Origin of the sequence: Bradyrhizobium sp. 153 (assembly GCF_023073835.1) — a bacterium.
Taxonomy (GTDB): domain Bacteria; phylum Pseudomonadota; class Alphaproteobacteria; order Rhizobiales; family Xanthobacteraceae; genus Bradyrhizobium.
In genome coordinates this window covers 51,822-72,622 of record NZ_JADPKH010000083.1, presented here as the reverse complement: position 1 = coordinate 72,622, position 20,801 = coordinate 51,822, and the positions used below count along the sequence as shown (strand labels likewise).

Here is a 20,801-nt window from a genome sequence, read left to right as displayed (position 1 = left end):
AGCGCAGCGAAGTAATCCAGATTCTCTCCGCGGAAAATTCTGGATTGCTTCGTCGCAAGCGCTCCTCGCAATGACGGATGAGCGAGCCGTAACTCCTATTGCGCTTCGCTCCGTCCGGGCTACAGGCCTCAAATCCCCAGCATCATCTTCGCGATGATATCGCGCTGGATCTCCGACGTGCCGCCGAAGATCGTATACGCTCGCCCGTTGAGATATTCCGGGATCACCGTCAGCATCTCCTCCGGGATCGGCGGCTCGTGGTTGAGCCTGTAGAGCGGCCGCATCGGCTCCACCGCGAGGGCGTCGTGACCGATCACGTCGGCCCCTAACCGCGTCACGGCTTGCCGGATTTCGCTGTTGCGCAGCTTCAGGATCGACGACACCGCGCCGGGATTTTGTCCGGTCTGCAGCGCCGAGAGCACGCGCAGCTCGGTCATTTCAAGCGCATCAATGTCGACCTCGACCTCGGAGATGCGCGTTGCGATGTCAGGGCTGTCGATCGCGCGGCCCGTGAGATCGGACTCGGCAAGGTCCGCGATCGCCTTCAATCCCTCGCGCAGCTTCGCCGAGGCGATGCCGGAGCCGCGCTCGAACTCGAGCAGATATTTGCCATAGGTCCAGCCCTTGCCTTCCTCGCCGACGCGGTTGGCGACGGGCACGCGCACGTCGTCGAAGAACACCTGGTTGACCTCGTGGTCGCCGCCGATGGTGAGGATCGGGCGCGTGGTGATGCCCGGCGTGTTCATGTCGATCAGGATGAAGCTGATGCCGTCCTGCTGCCGCGGCCCGTCGCTGGTGCGCACCAGCGCGAACATGCGGTTGGCGTGGTGGGCATGCGTGGTCCAGATTTTCGTGCCGTTGATGATGTAGTCGTCGCCGTCGCGCACCGCGCGCGTCTTCAGTGACGACAGATCGGAGCCCGAGCCTGGCTCGGAATAGCCCTGGCACCAATAATCGTCACCTGAGAGAATACGCGGCAGATAAAAATTCTTCTGCTCGGGGCTGCCGAAGCCGATGATGACGGGGCCGACCATCTTCACGCCCATCACGTTGACGTTCGGCACGCCGGCGCGTGCGCATTCGGTCTCGAAGATCCAGCGCTGCGCCGGGGTCCAGTCCGGCCCGCCATATTCGACCGGCCAGCCCGGCGCGCCCCAGCCCTGCCGGTGCAGCGCGCGCTGCCAGGCCTTGCCGATGTCAGGATCGGAGAACACCGAGGGCGTCAGCGCGGTTGCGCGCTTCATCTCCTCTGTGAGGTTTTTCGCAATGAAGCCGCGCACCTCGTCCTGGAAGGCGCGCTCCTCGGCATTGAACGACAGGTCCATGATGCGCTCCTCGTATCAGGCCGGCACTTTGGTACGGCCAAGCTGGGCGTGGCGGGCATAGTGGTACGAGCTGCCGCCGAACAGCGTGTCGAAGGCGACCAGCCGCTTGAAATAGGCGCCGACCTCGAGCTCCTCGGTGACGCCCATGCCGCCATGGAGCTGGATCGACTGCTCGCCGACGAAGCGCGCACACTTGCCGATCTTGGCCTTCGCGCCCGACGCAGCCCGCGCGCGCTCAACGGGTTCGGCGTCGGCTTTCAGTGCGGCGCGCAGCGCCATCGAGCGCGCCTCGTCGACCTGCATCGCCATGTCGGCGAGGCGGTGGCGGATCACCTGGTTGGCGGAGAGTGGACGGCCGAACTGCTTTCGGATCTTGGTGTATTCCAGCGTGGTGTCGAGCAGCGTCTGCATGATGCCGATGGCTTCCGCACCTAGCGCGGCCATGGCGCGGTCGACGGCCCATTCGATCGCGGGCAGAGCATCGCTGCCGTCGCCGAGCAGGGCGTCCGCAGGCAGCTGCACGTCCGACAGCTCGATGTTGCAGGCGCGTCCGCCGCCGAGGCGAGCGTAGTCGGAGATTGTGAGGCCCGGTGCCGCCGCCGGCACCACGAACAGGCCGATCCGTTCCGAAGGTCCGTGATGGTCATGCATGAGTGCGGAGACGATGATCTCGTCGGCAGCATGCCCGTCGAGCACCGCGATCTTTTTGCCGGCCAGATGCCAGCCCTGCGACGTCTTGTTGGCGCTGGTTGCGACCTTAGCGAGATCGAACCGCGCCGTGCGCTCGGAATGCGCCAAGGTGAGCTTCAGTGATCCGTCCCCGACCTTGGGCAGGCTCGCCTGCTTTTGCGCCGTGGTGCCGCATCTAGCGATCAGCGCGGCCCCTAGCACCACGGTTGCGACATAGGGCTCCGACACCAGCCCGCGGCCAAAAGCTTCCATCAGGATGCCGACATCGATCGCGCCGCCGCCAAGCCCACCGAACTCTTCAGGAAGCGGCAACGCCAGCCAGCCGAGCTCGGCGAACTGCCTCCAGACGGCCAGGCTGAAGCCGAGCGGATCGCTTGCCATCGTGCGGCGGTGAGCGGCATCGTAGCTTTCGGCTACGAAGCGTTCCGCGCTCTCGCGCAGCAGGCGCTGCTCGTCGCTGAGATTGAGGTCCATGTGTCTACTCCGACGCCGGCGGCTTGCGTACCGAGGGATGCAGGCCGGAGGGATCGACGATCATGCCGTACTCCTGGAGATTGTGGGCATGGCAGAGCTGATGCAGCGCAAAGGCCTGGTCGATCGCGGCGGGCTGGCCCATCACGTCCACCGAGCGGTTGACGGCCTCCTTGGTCAGCTTCAGCGCGAAGGACGGTTTCGTCGCGATCCGGCGCGCCAGCGCCAGCACGCTTGATGACAGCTCCGCGCGCGACACGACCTGATTGACCATACCGAGCTGATGCGCCTCCTGGGCGCTCCAGCTATCGGCGGTGAACAGGAACTCCTTGGCCTTGCGTGGGCCGAGCTCCCAGGGATGGACGAACCATTCGACGCCGCAGACGCCCATGGTGACGACAGGGTCGCAGAACTGCGCATCGTCGCTGGCGATAATGAGGTCGCAGGCCCAGGCCAGCATCAGCCCGCCGGCGATGCACTTTCCGTGCACTTCGGCGATAGTCGGCTTGGCGAGGTTGCGCCAGCGCCGCGTGATCTGGAGATAGATTTCCTGCTCGCGAGCGAAGCGGCCGTGAGCATTCGGCTCGGCAAAGCCACCCCAATTTCCGATCGGCGGAAAATCGACGCCCGCGGCATTCTTAGCCCCGGGACGCAGATCATGCCCGGACGAAAAGTGCGGACCGTTGCCGGCGAGGATGATCACCTTGACCGCGTCGTCCTGCACGGCCGCATCGAAGGCGGCGTTGAGGTCGTAGGTCATTTGCAGGTTTTGCGCGTTGCGCGCGTCGGGCCGGTTCATCACGATCCGGGCAATCGGCGGCTCCGGTCGCTCCACGAGGATGGTCTCGAACGAGCTCATCGCTTTCCCCTTGCCGTTTCCGTTCTTGTTTTATCCGAGTTGACTATGTCGTCGGGGCATAGGCAAGAGGCTTGCGTCAGTCGGCTGCTTTTCTCACGCGCCCAATCTGGTAGTTTGCGCCAGATTCCACCGGGAGAAATTTGATGCGCAAGATCCTGACCGTGCTGGCAGCGCTGGCCTCGCTGAGCCTGGCCAATTGCGGCTACAACGCGATCCAGAGCGAGGACCAGCAGATCAAGGCCAATTGGTCCGAAGTCGTGAACCAGTATCAGCGCCGCGCCGATCTCGTCCCCAATCTGGTCAATTCGGTGAAGGGTTTTGCCCAGCAGGAAAAGGACGTGCTGCTCGGCGTCACCAATGCGCGCGCCAAGGTCGGCAGCATCCAGGCAACGCCGGAGGTGCTGAACGATCCCGCCGCCTTCCAGAAATTCCAGGCCGCCCAAAGCGAGCTCTCCAGCGCGCTGTCGCGGCTCCTCGTCGTCACAGAGAACTATCCGCAGCTCAAATCGGATGCCCTGTTCAAGGATCTGATGTCGCAGCTCGAAGGCACCGAGAACCGCATCACGGTGGCGCGAAACCGCTACATCAAGGCCGTGCAGGAGTACAACATCACGGTCCGATCGTTCCCGACCAACCTCACCGCGATGGCATTCGGCTACAAGGAGAAGCCGAATTTCTCGGTCGAGAACGAGAAAGAGATCTCGACCGCGCCGAAGGTGGACTTCAACCCGGCTCCAGCGCCGTCGAAGTAGGCGCGTCGATTCGCGAATGCGCCAAGCCCCAATCACCGCCGTCATTCCCCGCGAAATCGGGGAATCCAGCTCGCCGCGGCCTCTCCGTATCTCGCCGCCATCTCTGGAATACTGGATCGCCCGGTCCCGGCTCCAAGGGCTTCGCCGGGCACCTCGGTATTGGGCCGGCGAAGCGTCAGCGAAGACGCAAAGCCGGGCGATGACAGCGAGGGTGTGGTGGGCCCTTTCGGTCTTCTCCTCGTTTGTTCTCGCCGTCGCACTTCTCTTCGCCTTCGCGCTCCCCGTCCACGCCGACGTCGCCGTGCCCCAACTCACCGGCCGCGTGGTTGACCAGACCGGCACGCTCTCGAGCGCCGAGATCGCTACGCTGTCGCAAAAGCTGCGCGACTTCGAGAATCGGAAGGGCAGCCAGCTCGCTGTCCTGATCGTGCCGACCACACAGCCGGAGACGATCGAGCAGTTCTCGATCCGCGTTGCCGAGGCCTGGAAGATCGGACGCAAGAAGGTCGACGACGGCGCCATCCTCATCGTCGCCAAGAACGACCGGCATTTGCGCATCGAAGTCGGCTATGGCCTCGAAGGCGCGCTCACCGACGTCACGTCGAGGCGGATCATCGATGAAGTCATCACGCCGAAATTCAGGACCGGCAATTTCAGCGGTGGCATCTCGGACGGTGTCGATCGCATGATGCGGGTCATCGATGGCGAACCGCTGCCGGTTCCCTCGCCGACTGTCAGCTTCGGCCATCTGGACGACCTCGCGCCGGTCTTCCTTGTGACGCTGTTCGCCTCGATCGGGGTCGGCGGGGTCTTCCGGGCCATGCTGGGCCGGCTGCTCGGATCGCTGGCGACCGGCGGCATCATCGCAGCACTGACCTGGCTCATTCTCGGCTCTTTCACCCTCGCCGTGGCGGTCGGCGTTCTCGGCTTCATCATCGGGTTCATCGCCGATCTGTTTTCGGCGATGGGACCAAGCACAGGGTGGTCGCGTGGCGGCTCTTGGTCGAGTGGCTCCCCATCGGGCGGCTGGAGCGGCGGCTCATCGAGCGACAGCGATAGCGGCAGCTTTAGCGGCGGCGGGGGCAGTTTTGGCGGCGGCGGCGCCTCGGGGAGTTGGTAGGTCATGAGCATCAAGCGCATCACCAGGCACCTCGTGCAGCATCATTGGCGGGCGAAGCGGATTTTTCCGCAGGCCGTGCTCGACCGCATCGAGCAGGCGATCAAGCGGGGCGAAGCCACCCATTCCGGCCAGGTCCGCTTCGTCGTCGAAGGCGCGCTCGACGGTGCGCCGCTGTTCCACAACCAGCCGGCGCGCGCGCGCGCGCTCGACATGTTCTCGCATCTGCGCATCTGGGACACCGAGCACAACAACGGCGTTCTCATCTATCTCCTGCTCGCCGACCGCGACGTCGAGATCGTCGCCGACCGTGGCATCGACGCGAAGGTTGGAGCCGAGCGCTGGGAGAGCATCTGCCACGCGATGGAAACCGAGTTCAGGGCGGGCCAGTTCGAGCGCGGCGTGATCGCTGGCATCGAGGCCGTGTCGCGCGAACTGGCGCGGCATTTCCCGCCGCAAAGACCGCATTCGAACGAGCTGCCGGATGCGCCCGTGGTGATGTGATCTCGCCGGTACTGGCCAAGGCCAGAACCACGTCGGAGAGGCGCCCTGCCTCGCGAGTGAATTCTACGGGCGCAATGCGCCCCAATGCCGCCTCCGCTGACAATTTGTTGCACGTCGCCACGCCGGTTCCACTTTCCCGGCCAAATTCGGCCTCGGACGAGTTCCTAAAATTTCGGTAAGCGGGTCCCGAGGTAAGGATTTCGCAAGCAATGAAAGTTACCAAAAGGTCAACCTAGACTGGAGTATTTGAGCCGTGAGCGAACCAATGCCCGAGCAGGCCTCCCTGGATCATGGCGCCGTCGAAGCCGCAGCAAGCGCCTCGCAGACGGTCGAGGCTGCCGGGATCGACGCCCCCTCGATCGCCCCTGACCACGAGGCGCCGCCGAAGCCCGACCCGGTCAAGATCGAGCCGCCAAAAATCGAGACATCAAGGATCGAGGTGCCGAAGTTCGAATCCAAGACTGAACCCAAGGCTCAGTCCAAGGCGGAGTCCAGGGCTGAATCCAAGCCCGAGCCGGAGCCCGGCAAGCTGATTGTGATGGCGCCATCGGAACGCTCCTGGGATCGCGAGGACTTTGCCCCGCATGTGAAGGCGGAGGAGCCGCGCGAAGCCGGCGGCAAGCGCCGCCTGTCGGCGATGGCTGCGGTGGTGGCGATCGCTGCTTGCGTCGGCGCGATCAGCGGCACGCTCGCGACCGCAGGGATGATGCACTTTGCCGCCACGGCCCCGGCGCCGGTACAGGTCGCCGATACCAGCGCGCTGGACGCTTCCGTCGCGCGGATCGATGCCGACCTCGTCGCGCTGAAGGCCAATGTCGAGCGCTCCTCCAAGACCGACGTGAGCCAGTTCAACCGGACCAACGACCGCCTCGACAAGCTCGAGAAGGCGCAGGCCGAGCCGTTGGCCAAGATCGCAAAACTGTCGGAGGCCGTCGACAAACTCCGCGCCGCGCCGCCGGCGGCCCTCGCGCCGGCCGCAGCCGCCGCGTCCGCCAAGGAGACCACCGGCTCGATCGCGCCGACCCAGGTTGCCACCGCCGCGGCTGCGCCCGCACCCGCCGCGCCCAAGACCGAGGTCGGCCGCCTGCCGACGATCGAAGGCTGGAGGCTGCGCAACGCCGCCAATGGCGGCGCGCTGATCGAAGGCCGCGACGGCCTCTACGAGGTATATCCCGGCGATCCCATCCCCGGCGTCGGCCGCGTCGATGCGATCCGCCGCCAGGACGGCCGCTGGGTGGTTGTCACCAGCAAGGGCCTGATCGTCGCGCGTTGAGCCCTCATATCCGGCCTTCGAAAAGGCGCTTCACCACTGCGTGAGGCGCCTTTTTGCTTGAATAGGCTGGTCGCCGCGGTGTTACTTGGGGCATGAGCCGCGCCTTGCGAATTGTCGTTGCTGCCGCCGCATTGTTTGGCGGTGTCGTCTCGCTTTCTGCGGCGGAGAACGTGCAATTGGCGCGCGGCACGGCGATCACCGATCCTGATCTGTTGCGCCGGCTCGATCAGAGCGATGCTCTCACGATCGCGAGCCTGCTAAGGCCGGAGCGGAACGCCGACATCCCGCTCACGACCGACCTGCTGTTCTCGTCGTTGCCGCAGCTCAAAGCGATTCCGCCGGCGATCAATGCGGAACTTGACCGCTACATTTCTCGGTACAAGGCGACATATCCGGGCGAGACCATCGGCGTCGGCGAAGGCTTTGACGTGCAATTGTTCGACCGAGCCAATCTGAGATCGCGCGACACGCGTTTCGTGCTGGCCGGCATCGTCAACCGTATGGACCGCGCCTATGTCTCGGAAGAGTCCTGCGGTGAGATCCGGCTGATCTACCGTCTCGCGCGTTACGAGAGCAGGCCGGAGGGCGGCAAGACCGCAACGCGCCTGCCGATGACGCTCAATCTGGTGATGAAGGCGCGCGACGCGCGCCAGACGGACGGGAATAATCCCGTCACCTGCGCCGCGATCGCGCGGCGCTGGCTCGACGATGGCGACTGGCAGGAGTTGATCGGCAGTCGCTCTTCGCCTCACGATGCCATGCTCGACCGCATCGAGACCAACATCCAGGTCTCCGTCGCGCCGAAATCGGCGCTGCACGATTTTCGCTCGGACTATCTACTCAAGGTGTTCAAGTACGACGCTGCGAGGAAAACGTTCGAGGAAGCGACGCTGGAGAACCAAATCGACCGTGACCGAATCCTTGCCGACGATGCGCTTCGGCGCGACTTTAGGGATTGGTTGCTCGCGCCCGAAAATCTGCGCGAATTCGATCGCGGCACGGTGCTGATCCCGGAAAGATTCCTGGCGACGTCTGCGGTGGTGCCGACACCTGCCGGGCTCGATGCCTCGGCGTTGCAGCCAGAGTTCGGCATGATGCAAGGAGAAGGAAAAGGGGAGGGCAGCGACGTTCCCGTCTTCGGCGATGACGACGTGGTCGGTGCCTTGAACCAGGCTGCCGCGCGCGGCATCGATCTGCAGAACGTCCGCTCGGTCGCTGGCTTTCAGCGCCGTCTCAACGACGTCACTTGTGCCGGCTGCCACCAGACCCGCGGCATCGGCGGCTTCCATTTCCCGGGCGTGGATTGGCTTGTGGACAAGTCCTCGAACTCCGCCAACGTGCCGGCATCGCCGCATTTCTTCGGTGACCAGCTCCGCCGCCGCGACATCCTGACCGCATTCGCCGCGGGCAAACGTCCCGATTTCTCACGCGGATTTGCCAGCCGGCCACAGACCCGCGGTGGCCGCGAGCTGGCCGGGACCGAATATCAGGACGGCTGGGGGGCGCATTGTTCCCTGCAAAATGCGGGATCAGGAACGACGGACAAGAGTTTTACGTCATGGAGCTGTGCTAAAGGCCTCACCTGTCAGGCTGCCGCGGCCTCGCGCCGCATCGGCATGTGCTTCATCAAGACGCGCTAAACCGATTTGGATGACCCATGACGGACCCGAGCGAAGCCAACAAGGAGCGCAATCGCAAGATTGCGCACAACGAGGAAGCCAAGCAGGTCACCGGCAGCATCCGCGTTAGCACCTGGGCGGTCGCGATGGTGGTCATCATCGGCGGGATCCTGTTTACGCTCGGCTGGCTGGCCTTGCGGTAGTCGGCGCCCTCACTTGGCGTAATTCGTCATCCGTTTTCCTGGCAGCAGTTCATAGGCCGGCTTCCAGCCGGGCAGTGCGGCCATGCGGCCGAGCCAGGCGTGGATCGCCGGATGGCTCGCCGCGAAGTCGAAGCCGTGCTCGTCACTCGGATAATGCAGATAGGCCATCATCGAGATATCGGCGACCGTCGGCTTTGCGCCGATCGCGAATTCATTGTGCTGGAGGTGTCCATCGAGGATGCCGAGGAAGTCCTCGAGCCGTCGGCGAAAATGCTTCAGTACCTGCGGATCGTTTTTCGCGGTGAAGGCGCGCATGAAGCGATAGGTCGCCATGTAGCCGGTGAGCTTGTGGTTGTCCCAGAACAGCCAGCGCAACAGCTCGAATTTTTCCTCGTCCGTATCAGCGCCAAAGCGCCCGTACTGATCGGCAAGCTTGAGCAGGAGCGGCGCGGTCTGCGTCATCTTCACGCCGTCGATTTCGAGCACGGGGATCTCACCCATCGGGTTCACCGCCCTGCGCCATTCCGCGGTGCGCGTGACGCCGCCGCCGAAATCGGTCCAGACCGGCTCGAATTTTTCGCCGCAAAGCGTCAGCATCAGCGCCAGCTTGTAGCTGTTGCCGGATTCGGGGAAGTAGTGCAGGCGGTAGCTGGGCATGGGACCTCGCAGGCGGACGGGATGCGCTGCCGATCATTATACCGAGACGGTCTCACGCCGTCATTGCGAGCATAGCGAAGCAATCCAGCAATGCATCCGCGGAGGGATTCTGGATTGCTTCGCAGCGCTCGCGATGACGATGCCGTGCGAGCGCGGCTCCTAACCCACCGCCCCCGTACCCCGCAGCTGCTTGATCGCCGCCTCGTCGTATCCCGCCCCACGCAAAATCTCGTCGCTGTGCTCGCCAACAGCGGGCGGCTTGCGCGGCTGCACCTTCCTGGCGCCGTCGATCCAGATCGGGCTGTTGATGGTGAGCATGGTGTCGTTCTCGAACGGCACCAGAACCTCATTGTCGAGCATTTGCTTGTCGTTGGGGATGTCGTCGAGAATGGCAACGACGCCGAACACGAGGCCGTTGCCGTCGAGGATCCTGCGCCATTCGCCGAGATCCTTGGTGGCGAAGGTGTCGTCCAGAATCTTGATCAGCTCGACCGAGCGGGCGTGGCGGTCGGCCTTGGTGACGAAGCGCGGATCGTCGATCAAGTCCTCGCGCCCGAGGCAGCGCGCCAGCGTCGGCCACTGCCGCTCCTCGTTGAGCAGGGACAGGATCAGCCAGCGGCCGTCCTTGCACTGGTAGTGGTTGGCCACCGCGTTCAGCGCGCGCTCGCGCGGGCGCCGCTCGCCGAACTTGGCGCCGCAGAGTTTTGCCTGTGCCAGCACGCTGGCGGCCCAGACGCCATTGGCCATCAGATTGGAAGCGACATGCGATCCCTTGCCGGTCTTCTCGCGCTGATAGAGCGCGGTGACGATGGCGCCGTAGAAGGCCATGGCGCAGGGATGGTCGCCCATGCCGGCGACGGAGCGGGCCGGTGTCGTGTCGGTATCGGCGCGGACGAGGTCCATCAGGCCGGAGCGCGCCCAATAGGCATTGCTGTCGAAGCCGGGCTTGTTGGCTTCCTCGCCCTTCTCGCCATAGCCGGTGAAGGAGGCGTAGATCAGCCGGTCGTTGAGATGGGCGAGGTGGTCATAGGTGATGCCGAGCTTGGCGCGCACCGGCGGCGGCATATTGGTGATGAAGACGTCGGCCTCCGCCACCAGCTTATAGAGCACGGCCTGCGCTTCCGGCTTGGAGAGGTCGAGCGCGATGCTCTTCTTGTTGCGGGCTTCCAGCAGCCAGGCGAAATTGTGCTCACCGGTCGGATAGCCCGGAAGGTTCGGCAGATTGCGGTAGGGATCCCCGGTGCCGGGCGGCTCGATCTTGACGACGTCGGCGCCGAAATCCGACAGCACGGTCGCGGCCGCGGGCGCTGCGATGAAGCTCGCGCAGTCCAGAACCTTCAGCCCAGCAAAGATGCCCTTTTCCATCGCGGCGTTGCTCCCTCGCTCTTGTCGTTTCCCGCGCGCTGGAATTGGCGCGGGCGCCTCGTGGGAGCATTAGACCGATGTTTCGGCAGGATGCAACGGCGCCCGCTGCAGGGCCTCACTCCTCCCCCGCAAGCAACGCAGCATTGCCGCCGGCCGCCGCGGTGTTGATGGTCACGGTCTGCTCGGTGGCAAAGCGCGCGAGATAGTGCGGGCCGCCGGCCTTGGGGCCAGTTCCGGACAGGCCATTGCCGCCAAACGGCTGCACGCCGACAACGGCGCCGATCATGTTGCGGTTGACGTAGATGTTGCCGACCTGGACTCGATCGATAATGGCCTCGATGGTGTCGTCGATGCGGGAGTGGACGCCGAGGGTGAGGCCGTAGCCGGTGCGCTCGATCGCTTGCAGGACACGTCCCAGATTCTCGGCGCGGTAGCGTACGACATGCAGGATCGGCCCAAACACCTCCTCGGTGAGCTGGCTGGCTTCTTTGAGCTCGAAGATGTGCGGCGCGACGAAGCAGCCCTCCGGTGCGTGCCCTGCAAAGTGCAGCCGCGCCTCGCCCTTCATTCGCGCGATGTGTGCATCGAGACGCTGCTTGGCCTCGCGATCGATCACCGGCCCGACATGGGTCGCGACATCGCTTGGGTCGCCGATTCTGAGCTCGCGCGCCGCGCCCGCGATCATCTCGATCATGCGGTCGGCGACGTCCTCCTGCACGAACAAGAGCCGCAGCGCCGAACAGCGCTGGCCGGCGGAACGGAAGGCAGAGGTCACGACATCGTCGGCGACCTGTTCGGGCAGCGCGGTCGCGTCCGCAATCATGGCGTTGATGCCGCCGGTCTCCGCGATCAGCGGCACGATCGGTCCGTCCTTGGCGGCGAGCGCGCGGTTGATGCTGCGAGCAACCTCGGTCGAGCCGGTAAAGACAATTCCCGCGATGTCGGCATGCGCGGTCAGCGCGGCACCGATGCGGCCGTCGCCAGTGACGAGATGCAGCGCGCTCTTGGGGATGCCAGCCTCGTGCAGCAGGGCTACGGCCTCGCGCGCGATGCGCGGCGTCTGCTCGGCAGGCTTTGCGACAACGCTGTTGCCGGCCATCAGCGCCGCTGTGACCTGGCCGAGGAAGATCGCGAGCGGAAAATTCCACGGCGAGATCGCGACGAAGACGCCGCGGCCGCGCATGGCGAGCGCATTGCTCTCGCCGGTCGGACCGGGCATGGCCGCGTCAACGCCGAACAATTTGCGGCCCTGCGCGGCATAATAGCGGCAGAAATCGGCGGCCTCGCGCAGCTCCGACAGCGCGTCGTCCAGCGTCTTGCCGCCCTCCGCTTGTAGCAGCGCGATGAAATGGGCCCTGCGGCTCTCCAAAAGATGCGCAGCCTGCTCCAGCGCCGCCGCGCGCGCAGCCGCCGGCGTCCGGCTCCAGGCGACAAAGCCGGCGCGCGTAGCAGTCACCGCTGCGTTGGCCCGATCCGGTGTCGCATCTGGGATGGGCTTGAGATCGATCGCCTCAGCCCTGACGTCGGCCAGCAGCTGGTCGAGTGCGGCACGCTCACCGAATTCGACCCCGCGCGAATTGCGGCGCTCCGGTGCAAAGAGATCGCGGGGCAGCGGAATCCTGGGATGAACCGCCTGTTGCGGACGTTCGATGGCGTCGGCCGGACGCTGCAACAGCGCCGACACCGGCACGCGATAATCAGCGGCCTGCGCCACGAAGGAGGAATTGGCGCCGTTCTCGAGCAGCCGCCGCACCAGATAAGCGAGCAGGTCGCGATGGCTGCCGACGGGCGCATAGGTGCGGTAGGCGATGTCAGCATGGTCCTTGGCAAGCTGCTCGTACAGCGCTTCGCCCATGCCATGCAGGCGCTGGAATTCGAAGCCGCCACTGCCTTGCGCAAGCTCGAGCACAGTCGCGACGGTTAGCGCGTTGTGGGTGGCGAATTGCGGGAAGATGCGCGGCCTCAAAGCCAGCAGCTTCGAAGCGCAGGCGATGTAGTTCAGGTCCGTCATCGCCTTGCGCGTGAACACGGGATAACCGTCGAGCCCGCGCTCCTGTGCACGCTTGATCTCGGTGTCCCAATAGGCGCCCTTCACCAGCCGCACCATCAGCTTGCGGTCGTGCGCGCGGGCCAGCGCATCGACATAGTCGATCACCGCGCTCGCGCGCTTCTGATAGGCCTGGATCGCCAGGCCAAATCCGTCCCAGCCGCTCAGCGAGCCATCGGCGAGTGTTGCCGCGATCACGTCGAGCGACAGCTCCAGCCGGTCGGCTTCCTCGGCATCGACGGTGAAGTTCAAATCATGGGCTTTGGCGCGCTGCGCGAGGTCCAGCAGCAGCGGCACCAGTTCGCGCATCACGCGTTCGCGGCTGGTCGCCTCGAAGCGCGGATGCAATGCCGAGAGCTTGACCGAGATGCCGGGCCGATCGGGCAGGGGATGGTTGCCCGCGGTCTTGCCGATGGTCTCGATCGCGCGCGCATAGGCGTCGAAATAGCGCTTGGCGTCCGCCGCCGTGCGTGCGCCTTCGCCGAGCATGTCGAAGGAATAGCGCGGCTTCTGGCCGGAGCGCGGCCGGCCGCGCTCGAGGGCCTGCTCGATCGTCTCCCCCAGCACGAAATGATTGCCCATCAGCCGCATCGCCTGGCGCGTGGCGGTGCGCACGGCGGGCGCCCCCAGCCGCTTCACCAGCCGGCCGATGGTGCCGTCAGGCGTCTCGCCGGGCTGGATTACCCGTGCCGAGAGGCCGAGCGCCCAGGCCGAGGCATTGACCAGGAAGGCGGTGGACTTGGTTTCGTGATGGATGAAGTCGCCCTCGCCGAGCTTGTCCTCGATGAACTGGTCGGCGGTGCGCGCGTCCGGCACGCGCAGCAGCGCCTCGGCCAGCACCATCAAAGCGAGCCCCTCCTTGGTCGAGAGCGCGAATTCCCGCAGCATGTCCTCGACCCCGCCGAGCCGGTCGTCGCGCTTGCGGATCGCCTCGATCAGCCGCGTCGCGGTGCGGTCGATCCGCGCCTCCTGCGGCGGGCTGAGATGCGACGCCGGCAAGAGGCGGGCGGCGATCTCGCTATCATCGGCCGTGTAGGGCGCGGAGAAGGGCGGTGGGATGTTCGGCATGGCGTGTCCTGTGGCTGAAATCCAGGATAAGGCCCGCGTTACCGTAGCTCGATAGACAATTTAGCCAGGTTGCCTTAGAAAATGAAGATCATTGGCTATTTGGCACCGTAAGATATGGAACTTGACCGAATCGACCGGAAAATCCTCTCGATCTTGCAGGAGGATGGGCGCATCGCCAATGTCGAGCTCGCCGAGCGCATCGGCCTGTCGCCGACCTCGATCGGCGAGCGACTGAAGCGCTTGCAGCGCGAGGGGTTTGTCGAAGGCTACGGCGCCCGCCTCAACCCGCACCGGCTTGGCCTCGGTCTCTTGGTGTTCGTCGAGGTGCTGCTCGACAAGACCACGCCCGATAATTTCGAGCGTTTTGCGCGCGCAGTGAAGCTGGCGCCCGAGGTGCTGGAATGTCACATGGTTGCCGGCGGTTTCGACTATCTTCTCAAGGCCCGGCTGGCAGACATGACCGCCTATCGACGCTTCCTCGGTGAGACCCTGCTGTCGATGCCGGGCGTGCGCGAGACGCGGACCTATGCGGTGATGGAGGAGATCAAGCGCGACGCACCGTTGCCGATGGGCTGACGAAATGCCGTCGCGATTGTCATTGCTGTGGCGTTGGATGCGCGGTCTTCACGGGAAAAATAGCTATCCTGTGCAATCGCAACGCCTGTCGTCGAATGCACTGGCCGTCTTCTGAAATTTTTCTTAGCCCAGCTCCCGGACGGATCCGGGAGGCAGCAAAGGCTGACGCGGGCTTATACTTTGAGGTTCTCTGCGGAGGTCTTGCCCCGGTTTGCGATCTCTTCGTATTCCACCGTCTGTCCTTCGTTGAGGGTGGACAGACCGGCCTTCTGCACTGCCGAGATATGCACGAACACATCCTTGCCACCCGACGCAGGCTGGATAAATCCATAACCCTTCGTCGGGTTGAACCACTTGACCGTACCTTTAGCCATCACGACTTCTCCGCGGGTCTTCCTCCGAGATCTCGAATCGCCAGTCCCCGCCAACCGGCCGGTTCGGTCCTAACAGGATACGCGGAATGTGGCAGGCTTGGTAGCTCAAACCACATCGGCATTTCGCCGAATTCCGCTCAACTTCGCAGCGATTTTGCCGGTTTTGCCCGTTTCGCGGTCAAATGGCAGGAGCGCGACGGATCTAATATCGCGAGGGATCATCGCATAGCCGTTCTTCCTTAACCCTCCCCTGGAGGGGGAGGGTCGATTGCGCGAAGCGCGAGCGGGGTGGGGTGATCCTTCCACTCGGGCAGTGTGCGAGATGAGAGACTGTCACCCCACCCCGCTACGCATTGCGCTGCGCTTCATGCATAGCGACCCTCCCCCTCCAGGGGAGGGTAAGAGAAAACGCGTTGACGCGGTCCTTCAGTACGTCGCGGCCAGATAATCGACGATCTTGCCGACATCGGCATCGTCGATCGGTGCGCCATAGACCTTGATCATCTTGGTCACCTCGGCCTGCCAGAAGCCCTTCTTGTCCTTCATCGGCGGCTGCGTGGCGATGTAGTCGGACGAGTGGCAGGCGCTGCAATTGCCCTGCACGACCTCGAGATTGGGCCCGGGCTTTAATGCCGCGACCTCGTCTGGGGTCTTGTAATTGACCGGTGCCGCAAGTGCCGAACCGATCACGGCGGCGAGAGCGAGCGAGATGGCGAGGAGAACGGTGCGTTGCATGATCATTCTCCTTCAGGCCACGGTCACGCGGACGGTTTCGACGACGTTGCGCAGATAACCCGCCGGGTTCCAGCGCGGCGTATCCGGCTGGGTCTCGCCGCCATTGCCGGTGGCGCGGACTTTGAGCTCGTGGCTGCCGGCCGCGAGCTTCACCGGCAGCTTCCATTCGCGGAACGAGTACTTGCCTAGATCCTTGCCGAGCTTGGCGCTGCTCCAGGTCTTGCCGCCGTCGGTCGAGACCTGGACCTCCTTGATGCCCTTGCCGCCGTCGAAGGCGATGCCGCGCAGCATCGCAGTTCCCGCCTTCAGCTTGGCGCCGTCGGGGATGCTGGTGATGAAGGAGCGGATGGTGAATCGGTTGATCGGGATCGTCGCCTTCGGCGCGGTGCCCGGCTCGACCGCGTTGTTCGGCGTGTCAGGGATGCGATACGCCGACTTCATCCAGAAGCCGTCATAGACGTTGTCGATCACCGTGATCTCGTTGAGGTGCTTGACCCAGTAGGTGCCGTAATAGCCCGGTACGATCAGGCGCAGCGGGAAACCGTTGAGGAACGGCAGGTCCCCGCCGTTCATGCCATACGCCAGCATCACCTCGCCGTCGGTAGCGTGATCGAGATCGAGCGCCTTGACGAAATCCGGCGTCTTGTCGCTGACCGGGCCGTCCATGCCGTTGAAGGTGACCTGTTTGGCGCCGGCCTGCACGCCCGCCATTTCCAGCACCGCCTTCAGTGGCACGCCGCGCCAGCGCGCATTGCCCATGGCGCCGTTGGCGAGCTGGCCGCCGGCAACACGTGGCTCGAAGAAGCCGCGGCTGTTGCCCGAACACTGGTTGACGGCGACGATCTCGGTCGCCTTCATCTTCTTGATGTCCTTCAGCGACAGCTTCAGCGGTTTGTCGACCTTGCCCTTGACCTCGAGCGTGAACTTGTCGGGGTCGAGATTGTAGGGCAGGTCGGAGAGATGATAGCGCACGAAGAATGCGTTGTTGGGCGTGATCGGGCCCTCGTTGAACACCGCGAACGGCGTCTCGAGCTGCGGCGGCCGGCTGGTCAGGCCGATCATCGGCCGCTTCTGTGGATATTTCACCAGCGGCCGTTCGCCATTTGCAAAGGGCAGGGTGACGGTGTCGAGCGCCAGCGCTCTGGTTGAGTTCAGTGTGGCCGCAAGGGCGGAAAGGCCCGCTCCTTTGAGCAGGTCGCGTCGATCGAACATTCTCATCCCCTCCCGGAGCTTTTCGTCGGATCGCGGTCATCACCGCGATCCCGCACTCATCTGTTGCAACGATTTGGACGAAGTCAATTCGTGCTTTCGCAGCAAGCCCATGCCGCTGCGTTGCAGCAGGCCGGTGTTACGCCGCGATGATTCCAGCGGGGTGGATCAATGGTGCCGCAGAACTCGCTCGACTCTCCCGCTTGCGGGAGAGGTCGCGCCGAAGACGCGGGTGAGGGCTTTCCCCTCTGGGGGATTGTCGCGTTGCGGAAACACCCTCTCCCCAACCCTCCCCCGCAAGCGGGGGAAGCGCACCTTTCGTGTGGCCTACGCGCTACGCGGCAACGCGCTCGCCTCGGTCGACGAGCGCCGTCAAGTCCCTCGCATCCGCGACGACACGCACGGCAAGCGGCTCGTCGCGGCCGCGGATCGCGACCTCCTGCTGCGGCAGGGCGTCGTCGGCAAGGCCCGCGGTGCGGCGGACTTCCTCCGAGACAATAGCCTCGCAAGCGAGCGTCTTGGTCATGTCCTGAAGCCGGGCAGCGACGTTGACAGCATCGCCGAGCGCAGTGAAGACGATGTGATCGCGATAGCCGATGTCGCCGATGATGACCTCGCCGCCATGGATGCCGATGCCGAAGCGGATCGGCTGGCGCAGATCGTGGCTCAGGAGCTCGTTGAGCTCGTCGATACGCGTCGCGATGCCGGAGGCCGCCTTCAGCGCCTGCCGGCAGGCCGCTTGCGGATCGGCCGACAGCCCGAACAGCGCCAGCATGCCGTCGCCGACGAACTGGTTCGGTTGACCGCCGTTCTCGATCACGGCCTGCGACACCGCGCCGAGGAAGCGGTTGACGATGAAGACGGTGTCGAACGGCAGCCGCTTTTCCGCGAGCTGGGTCGAGCCGCGCATGTCCACGAACAGGCTGACCAGATAACGCTCCTGGCCGATTCTGGCGGGCGTCGAGGCTTGCGCATTCGCGGAGAGTGTGTGCGGTGTGAAGAGCTGAAAGAAGGAGAGGTCGGACGTCGGCCGCAGCTGGCAGGCGAGCCTGATCGAGGGGTCGCTGGCGCCGACGCGGGTCAGCACGAAAGCCTCGCGCGGCGACGGCTCGGGCAGGGCGCCATGATCGCCGATGATGCGGATGCGGCAGGTCGAGCAGCGGGCGCGGCCGCCACAGACGCTGGCATGCGGCACATTGTGGCGCAGGCTTGCTTCCAGCACCGACAGCCCCTTGGGGACCCGCACCGTTTTCCCATTGCCGTAGGACAGCGCGATCATGCCGCCGCGCCGTTCGCGCAACGCGCGCACGCCGCGCGCCGCCAGCGCCAGTCCGAGCAGGCCGAAATAACCGATGGTGAGGCTGCCGGTGATGCGGTCGAGCGTATTGCCTTCGGCAGCCGTGCCGATCTGGCGGCGGCTGAGATTGTGCGTACGCCATTCTCCATCGTCGCTCTCGACGGCGACGCTGCGTCCGCCCTGGTAGGTGCCGAGCAGCGACAGCGTCGGAATCAGCACGGCAGCCGCGAGCAGATAGGGTGCCGCCCGCGCGAAGAACGGTTTGAGGCGAAGCCAGAAGAAGATCCCGATGCAGCCGTGCACCCACGCAATCAGAAGCAGGATCGTCATCTGCCAGAGCCGGCCGGGCGAGGCGACGAAGAACAGATAGAGCTCCTGCGGATAGAGTTTCTGGTGTCCATACAGCGTCTGGCCGAGCCGCACTCCGATCACGTGTGCCATGATCAGGACGGGGATGCTCAAGCCCAGCACCAGCTGTAGCGGCTCGATCGTCCGCCAGCGGAACTGCCGGCGCTGGTACAGCGCGTAGAGGCCAAGCCCCATATGGGTAAGTGCGGCCGTGTAGAAGACGATCGCGATTGGGAGGAACTGCCAGAATACGGTGTGGTAATAGACCCCGACCTCCATGGCATCGACCGAGATGTTGCCGAGCGCATGGTTGAGGAAGTGGCTGACCACGTAGGAGAACAGGATGACGCCGCAGACGAGGCGCACCTGCCGCACGCTGGTGGCACGGACGGCAGACATCTGGATGGGAGCGGTGGCCATGATTCGATTGTATCAGTTCATGAGAGAGAACAGCCAGCGTAGCGTTTAATTCCGGAGGTGGACAGCTTTGGAGATCACATGCGCGGCAAGGAGCCACACACTCCGCCGTCGTCCGGGGCGAGCGCGCGTCGATCCGCGACGACAGGGAGAATGGAGCTCCCGCATTGACTCCCCGTCGCAGGTTGGCGAAAAGCGCGGCCGTGACGACAGCCCCTGACATCACCGTTTCCCTTCGCGGCGCCGCGCGCCGGCCCCTCGTCATGGCCGCGGCGATCATCGCCGCGATGACCGTGCTGCGCATCGTCTACGCCTCGGAGATCGAGTTGCGGACCGACGAGGCCTATTACTGGACCTGGTCAAAGGAAACGGCGCTCAGCTTCCTCGATCATCCGCCTGGCGTTGCCTGGCTCATTCGCTTCGGCACCGCGATCTTCGGCGATACCGCGCTCGGCGTCCGCTTCGGCGGCATCGTCGCGATGCTGATGACGCAGCTGCTGCTCGCCGACATCGTCCGTCGTCTCACCCATAACGCACGGGCAATCATGATCGCGGTGCTGATGCCGGAGGCCGCGCTCTATTACGGCCTGCTGATGGCCAAGATCGCGCCCGATGTCGCCATGATCCCGTTCGCAACGGCGATGATGTGGTCGCTGGTGCGGCTGGCGCAGGGCGGCGATGAACGCTGGTGGCTTGCGGCCGGGCTGTTCGCTGGCCTGTCGATGCTGTCGAAATTCACCGCGATCATGTTCGCGCCGGCCGTTGCCGCCTTTCTGCTCGTGCCGGATTGGCGCTGGCGTTGGCTACGTAGCCCCTATCCCTATCTCGCAGTGCTGGTCGCGACCCTCGTGTTCTCGCCGGTGCTGATCTGGAATGCGCAGCACGACTGGGCCTCGTTCCGCTTCCAGGGGGTGCGCGCCACTGCCAATTACGGCATTTCGCTGCGCACCATCGGTGACTACATCGGCCTGCAATTCGGCCTGGTCGGCTTCGTGATGCTGCCGGTGGTGCTAACGGGCCTGGTGCTGACGGCGTGGCGCGGCTATCGCACGCGCGAGCCGGTCGCGATCCTGTTGTCGACCGCGGTGCTGGTGCCGTTTCTCTATTTCCTGGTCAAGTCGATGACGCTGCGGGTCGGCGACACCTGGCCGATGTTCATGTGGCCGGTTGGCTTTGCCGCTGCGGCAGTGAACCTCGCAACGATGACGAAGGAGGGATGGTCGGCTCGCATGCACAGATCGTCGGCGTTCTGGGCCAGGACATCCATCACGACGGGCATCGCCTTCGTCGTCATCGTGTTCCTCTATTACGTCGCCGCGTCCTGGAATCTGCTCGGCAAGATCGATCCGATCGGCGCCGAAGCCGGCTACGAGCAAGTCGCCGCGCGCGCGCAGGCCGCACTCGACGAGACCGGCGCGACCTGGATCGCGACGACCGACTACCGCACCTACGCCATGATGCGCTGGCTGTTCAGGGGCCGCGTGCCCGTCGTCGAGATCAACGAGCGCGGCCGCTTCCAGAATTTCCGCGATCCCGGCATGGACCGGATCAGGGACCACGCCGGCATCTATGTCGGGCGGGAGCCGGATAATCGATCATTGCTGTGGGAGAGCATCCCGGCGAAACGCAAGCAGCTTGGCCAAGTCGAGCGCCGCTGGCGCGGGCTCGTGATGGACACCTATGTGCTGGAAGAGCTCACCGGATGGACCCCGGAGCTCTCACCGCCGAAGGACTCGCCGCTGTTCCAGTGGCGGGTGCTGGCGGGGGAACTCGAGAAGCGAGAGCTCGCCTAGAGGCAAGCTCCTCTTCCTTCTCCCCCTGTGGGAGAAGGTGGCGCGAAGCGCCGGATGAGGGGTTTGCTTCGGCGAACGCTACTGCGAGAGAGAGGGCGCGGA

The 20,801-nt window shown here is 64.7% G+C and carries 18 protein-coding genes; 8 read left to right on the top strand and 10 right to left on the bottom strand.

What is annotated here, in order from left to right:
- Positions 1–128: 128 nt before the first annotated feature.
- Genes IVA91_RS20940 through IVA91_RS20930 form a run of 3 tightly spaced genes read right to left on the bottom strand, consistent with a single transcriptional unit; the run spans position 129 to position 3,345 of the window.
- Positions 129–1,325 carry an acyl-CoA dehydrogenase family protein gene (locus IVA91_RS20940; RefSeq protein WP_247277428.1) on the bottom strand — a complete coding sequence of 399 codons (1,197 nt, stop codon included), beginning with the start codon at positions 1,323–1,325 and terminating at the stop codon, positions 129–131.
- A 15-nt stretch (positions 1,326–1,340) separates the two neighbouring features.
- Entirely contained in the window at positions 1,341–2,489 is a 1,149-nt protein-coding gene (locus tag IVA91_RS20935) for an acyl-CoA dehydrogenase (RefSeq protein WP_247277427.1), read from the bottom strand.
- Positions 2,490–2,493: 4 nt separating this feature from the next.
- Positions 2,494–3,345, bottom strand: a complete 852-nt coding sequence (locus IVA91_RS20930) for an enoyl-CoA hydratase (RefSeq protein ID WP_247277426.1) — start codon at positions 3,343–3,345, stop codon at positions 2,494–2,496.
- 143 nt (positions 3,346–3,488) lie between these two features.
- On the opposite strand from IVA91_RS20930, the gene IVA91_RS20925 reads away from it, so the two are divergent.
- From IVA91_RS20925 to IVA91_RS20900, 6 genes are all read left to right on the top strand, one after another.
- Positions 3,489–4,097, top strand: a complete 609-nt coding sequence (locus tag IVA91_RS20925; RefSeq protein WP_247277425.1) for a LemA family protein — start codon at positions 3,489–3,491, stop codon at positions 4,095–4,097.
- A gap of 199 nt (positions 4,098–4,296) precedes the next feature.
- A complete protein-coding gene (locus IVA91_RS20920) occupies positions 4,297–5,217 on the top strand; it encodes a YgcG family protein (protein WP_247277424.1) in 921 nt (306 codons plus the stop codon).
- A 3-nt stretch (positions 5,218–5,220) separates the two neighbouring features.
- Positions 5,221–5,718 carry a TPM domain-containing protein gene (locus IVA91_RS20915; protein WP_247277423.1) on the top strand — a complete coding sequence of 166 codons (498 nt, stop codon included), beginning with the start codon at positions 5,221–5,223 and terminating at the stop codon, positions 5,716–5,718.
- Between the two features lie 265 nt (positions 5,719–5,983).
- The gene (locus IVA91_RS20910; protein WP_247277747.1) at positions 5,984–6,991 is read left to right on the top strand and encodes a hypothetical protein; all 1,008 of its coding nucleotides are present in this window, start codon (positions 5,984–5,986) and stop codon (positions 6,989–6,991) included.
- 92 nt (positions 6,992–7,083) lie between these two features.
- The gene (locus IVA91_RS20905) at positions 7,084–8,631 is read left to right on the top strand and encodes a hypothetical protein (RefSeq protein ID WP_247277422.1); all 1,548 of its coding nucleotides are present in this window, start codon (positions 7,084–7,086) and stop codon (positions 8,629–8,631) included.
- Between the two features lie 17 nt (positions 8,632–8,648).
- Positions 8,649–8,813, top strand: coding sequence for a hypothetical protein (locus IVA91_RS20900; protein WP_247277421.1), 165 nt, complete (start codon positions 8,649–8,651; stop codon positions 8,811–8,813).
- A 9-nt stretch (positions 8,814–8,822) separates the two neighbouring features.
- Here the strand turns inward: IVA91_RS20900 and IVA91_RS20895 are convergent, their stop codons facing one another.
- The 3 genes from IVA91_RS20895 to putA all read right to left on the bottom strand — a co-directional run bounded on the left by IVA91_RS20895 (position 8,823) and on the right by putA (position 13,950).
- A complete protein-coding gene (locus IVA91_RS20895) occupies positions 8,823–9,470 on the bottom strand; it encodes a glutathione S-transferase family protein (RefSeq protein ID WP_247277420.1) in 648 nt (215 codons plus the stop codon).
- Between the two features lie 159 nt (positions 9,471–9,629).
- On the bottom strand, positions 9,630–10,835 hold the full coding sequence (locus IVA91_RS20890) for a CoA transferase (protein ID WP_247277419.1): 1,206 nt from the start codon (positions 10,833–10,835) through the stop codon (positions 9,630–9,632).
- A 115-nt stretch (positions 10,836–10,950) separates the two neighbouring features.
- Positions 10,951–13,950, bottom strand: coding sequence for a bifunctional proline dehydrogenase/L-glutamate gamma-semialdehyde dehydrogenase PutA (putA, locus tag IVA91_RS20885; RefSeq protein ID WP_247277418.1), 3,000 nt, complete (start codon positions 13,948–13,950; stop codon positions 10,951–10,953).
- A gap of 114 nt (positions 13,951–14,064) precedes the next feature.
- On the opposite strand from putA, the gene IVA91_RS20880 reads away from it, so the two are divergent.
- Positions 14,065–14,526, top strand: a complete 462-nt coding sequence (locus IVA91_RS20880; protein ID WP_247277417.1) for an Lrp/AsnC ligand binding domain-containing protein — start codon at positions 14,065–14,067, stop codon at positions 14,524–14,526.
- Positions 14,527–14,699: 173 nt separating this feature from the next.
- Here IVA91_RS20880 and IVA91_RS20875 read toward each other — a convergent pair whose 3' ends face one another.
- From IVA91_RS20875 to IVA91_RS20860, 4 genes are all read right to left on the bottom strand, one after another.
- Complete coding sequence (locus tag IVA91_RS20875; protein ID WP_008563500.1) at positions 14,700–14,900, bottom strand: cold-shock protein; 201 nt, start codon at positions 14,898–14,900, stop codon at positions 14,700–14,702.
- Between the two features lie 426 nt (positions 14,901–15,326).
- A complete protein-coding gene (locus IVA91_RS20870; RefSeq protein WP_247277416.1) occupies positions 15,327–15,635 on the bottom strand; it encodes a cytochrome c in 309 nt (102 codons plus the stop codon).
- Between the two features lie 12 nt (positions 15,636–15,647).
- Positions 15,648–16,847 carry a molybdopterin-dependent oxidoreductase gene (locus IVA91_RS20865; protein WP_247277415.1) on the bottom strand — a complete coding sequence of 400 codons (1,200 nt, stop codon included), beginning with the start codon at positions 16,845–16,847 and terminating at the stop codon, positions 15,648–15,650.
- 331 nt (positions 16,848–17,178) lie between these two features.
- A complete protein-coding gene (locus tag IVA91_RS20860) occupies positions 17,179–18,909 on the bottom strand; it encodes an adenylate/guanylate cyclase domain-containing protein (RefSeq protein ID WP_247277414.1) in 1,731 nt (576 codons plus the stop codon).
- A 260-nt stretch (positions 18,910–19,169) separates the two neighbouring features.
- Here IVA91_RS20860 and IVA91_RS20855 point away from each other — a divergent pair, with 260 nt between their 5' ends.
- Positions 19,170–20,699, top strand: a complete 1,530-nt coding sequence (locus IVA91_RS20855; protein ID WP_247277746.1) for a glycosyltransferase family 39 protein — start codon at positions 19,170–19,172, stop codon at positions 20,697–20,699.
- Positions 20,700–20,801: the final 102 nt, after the last annotated feature.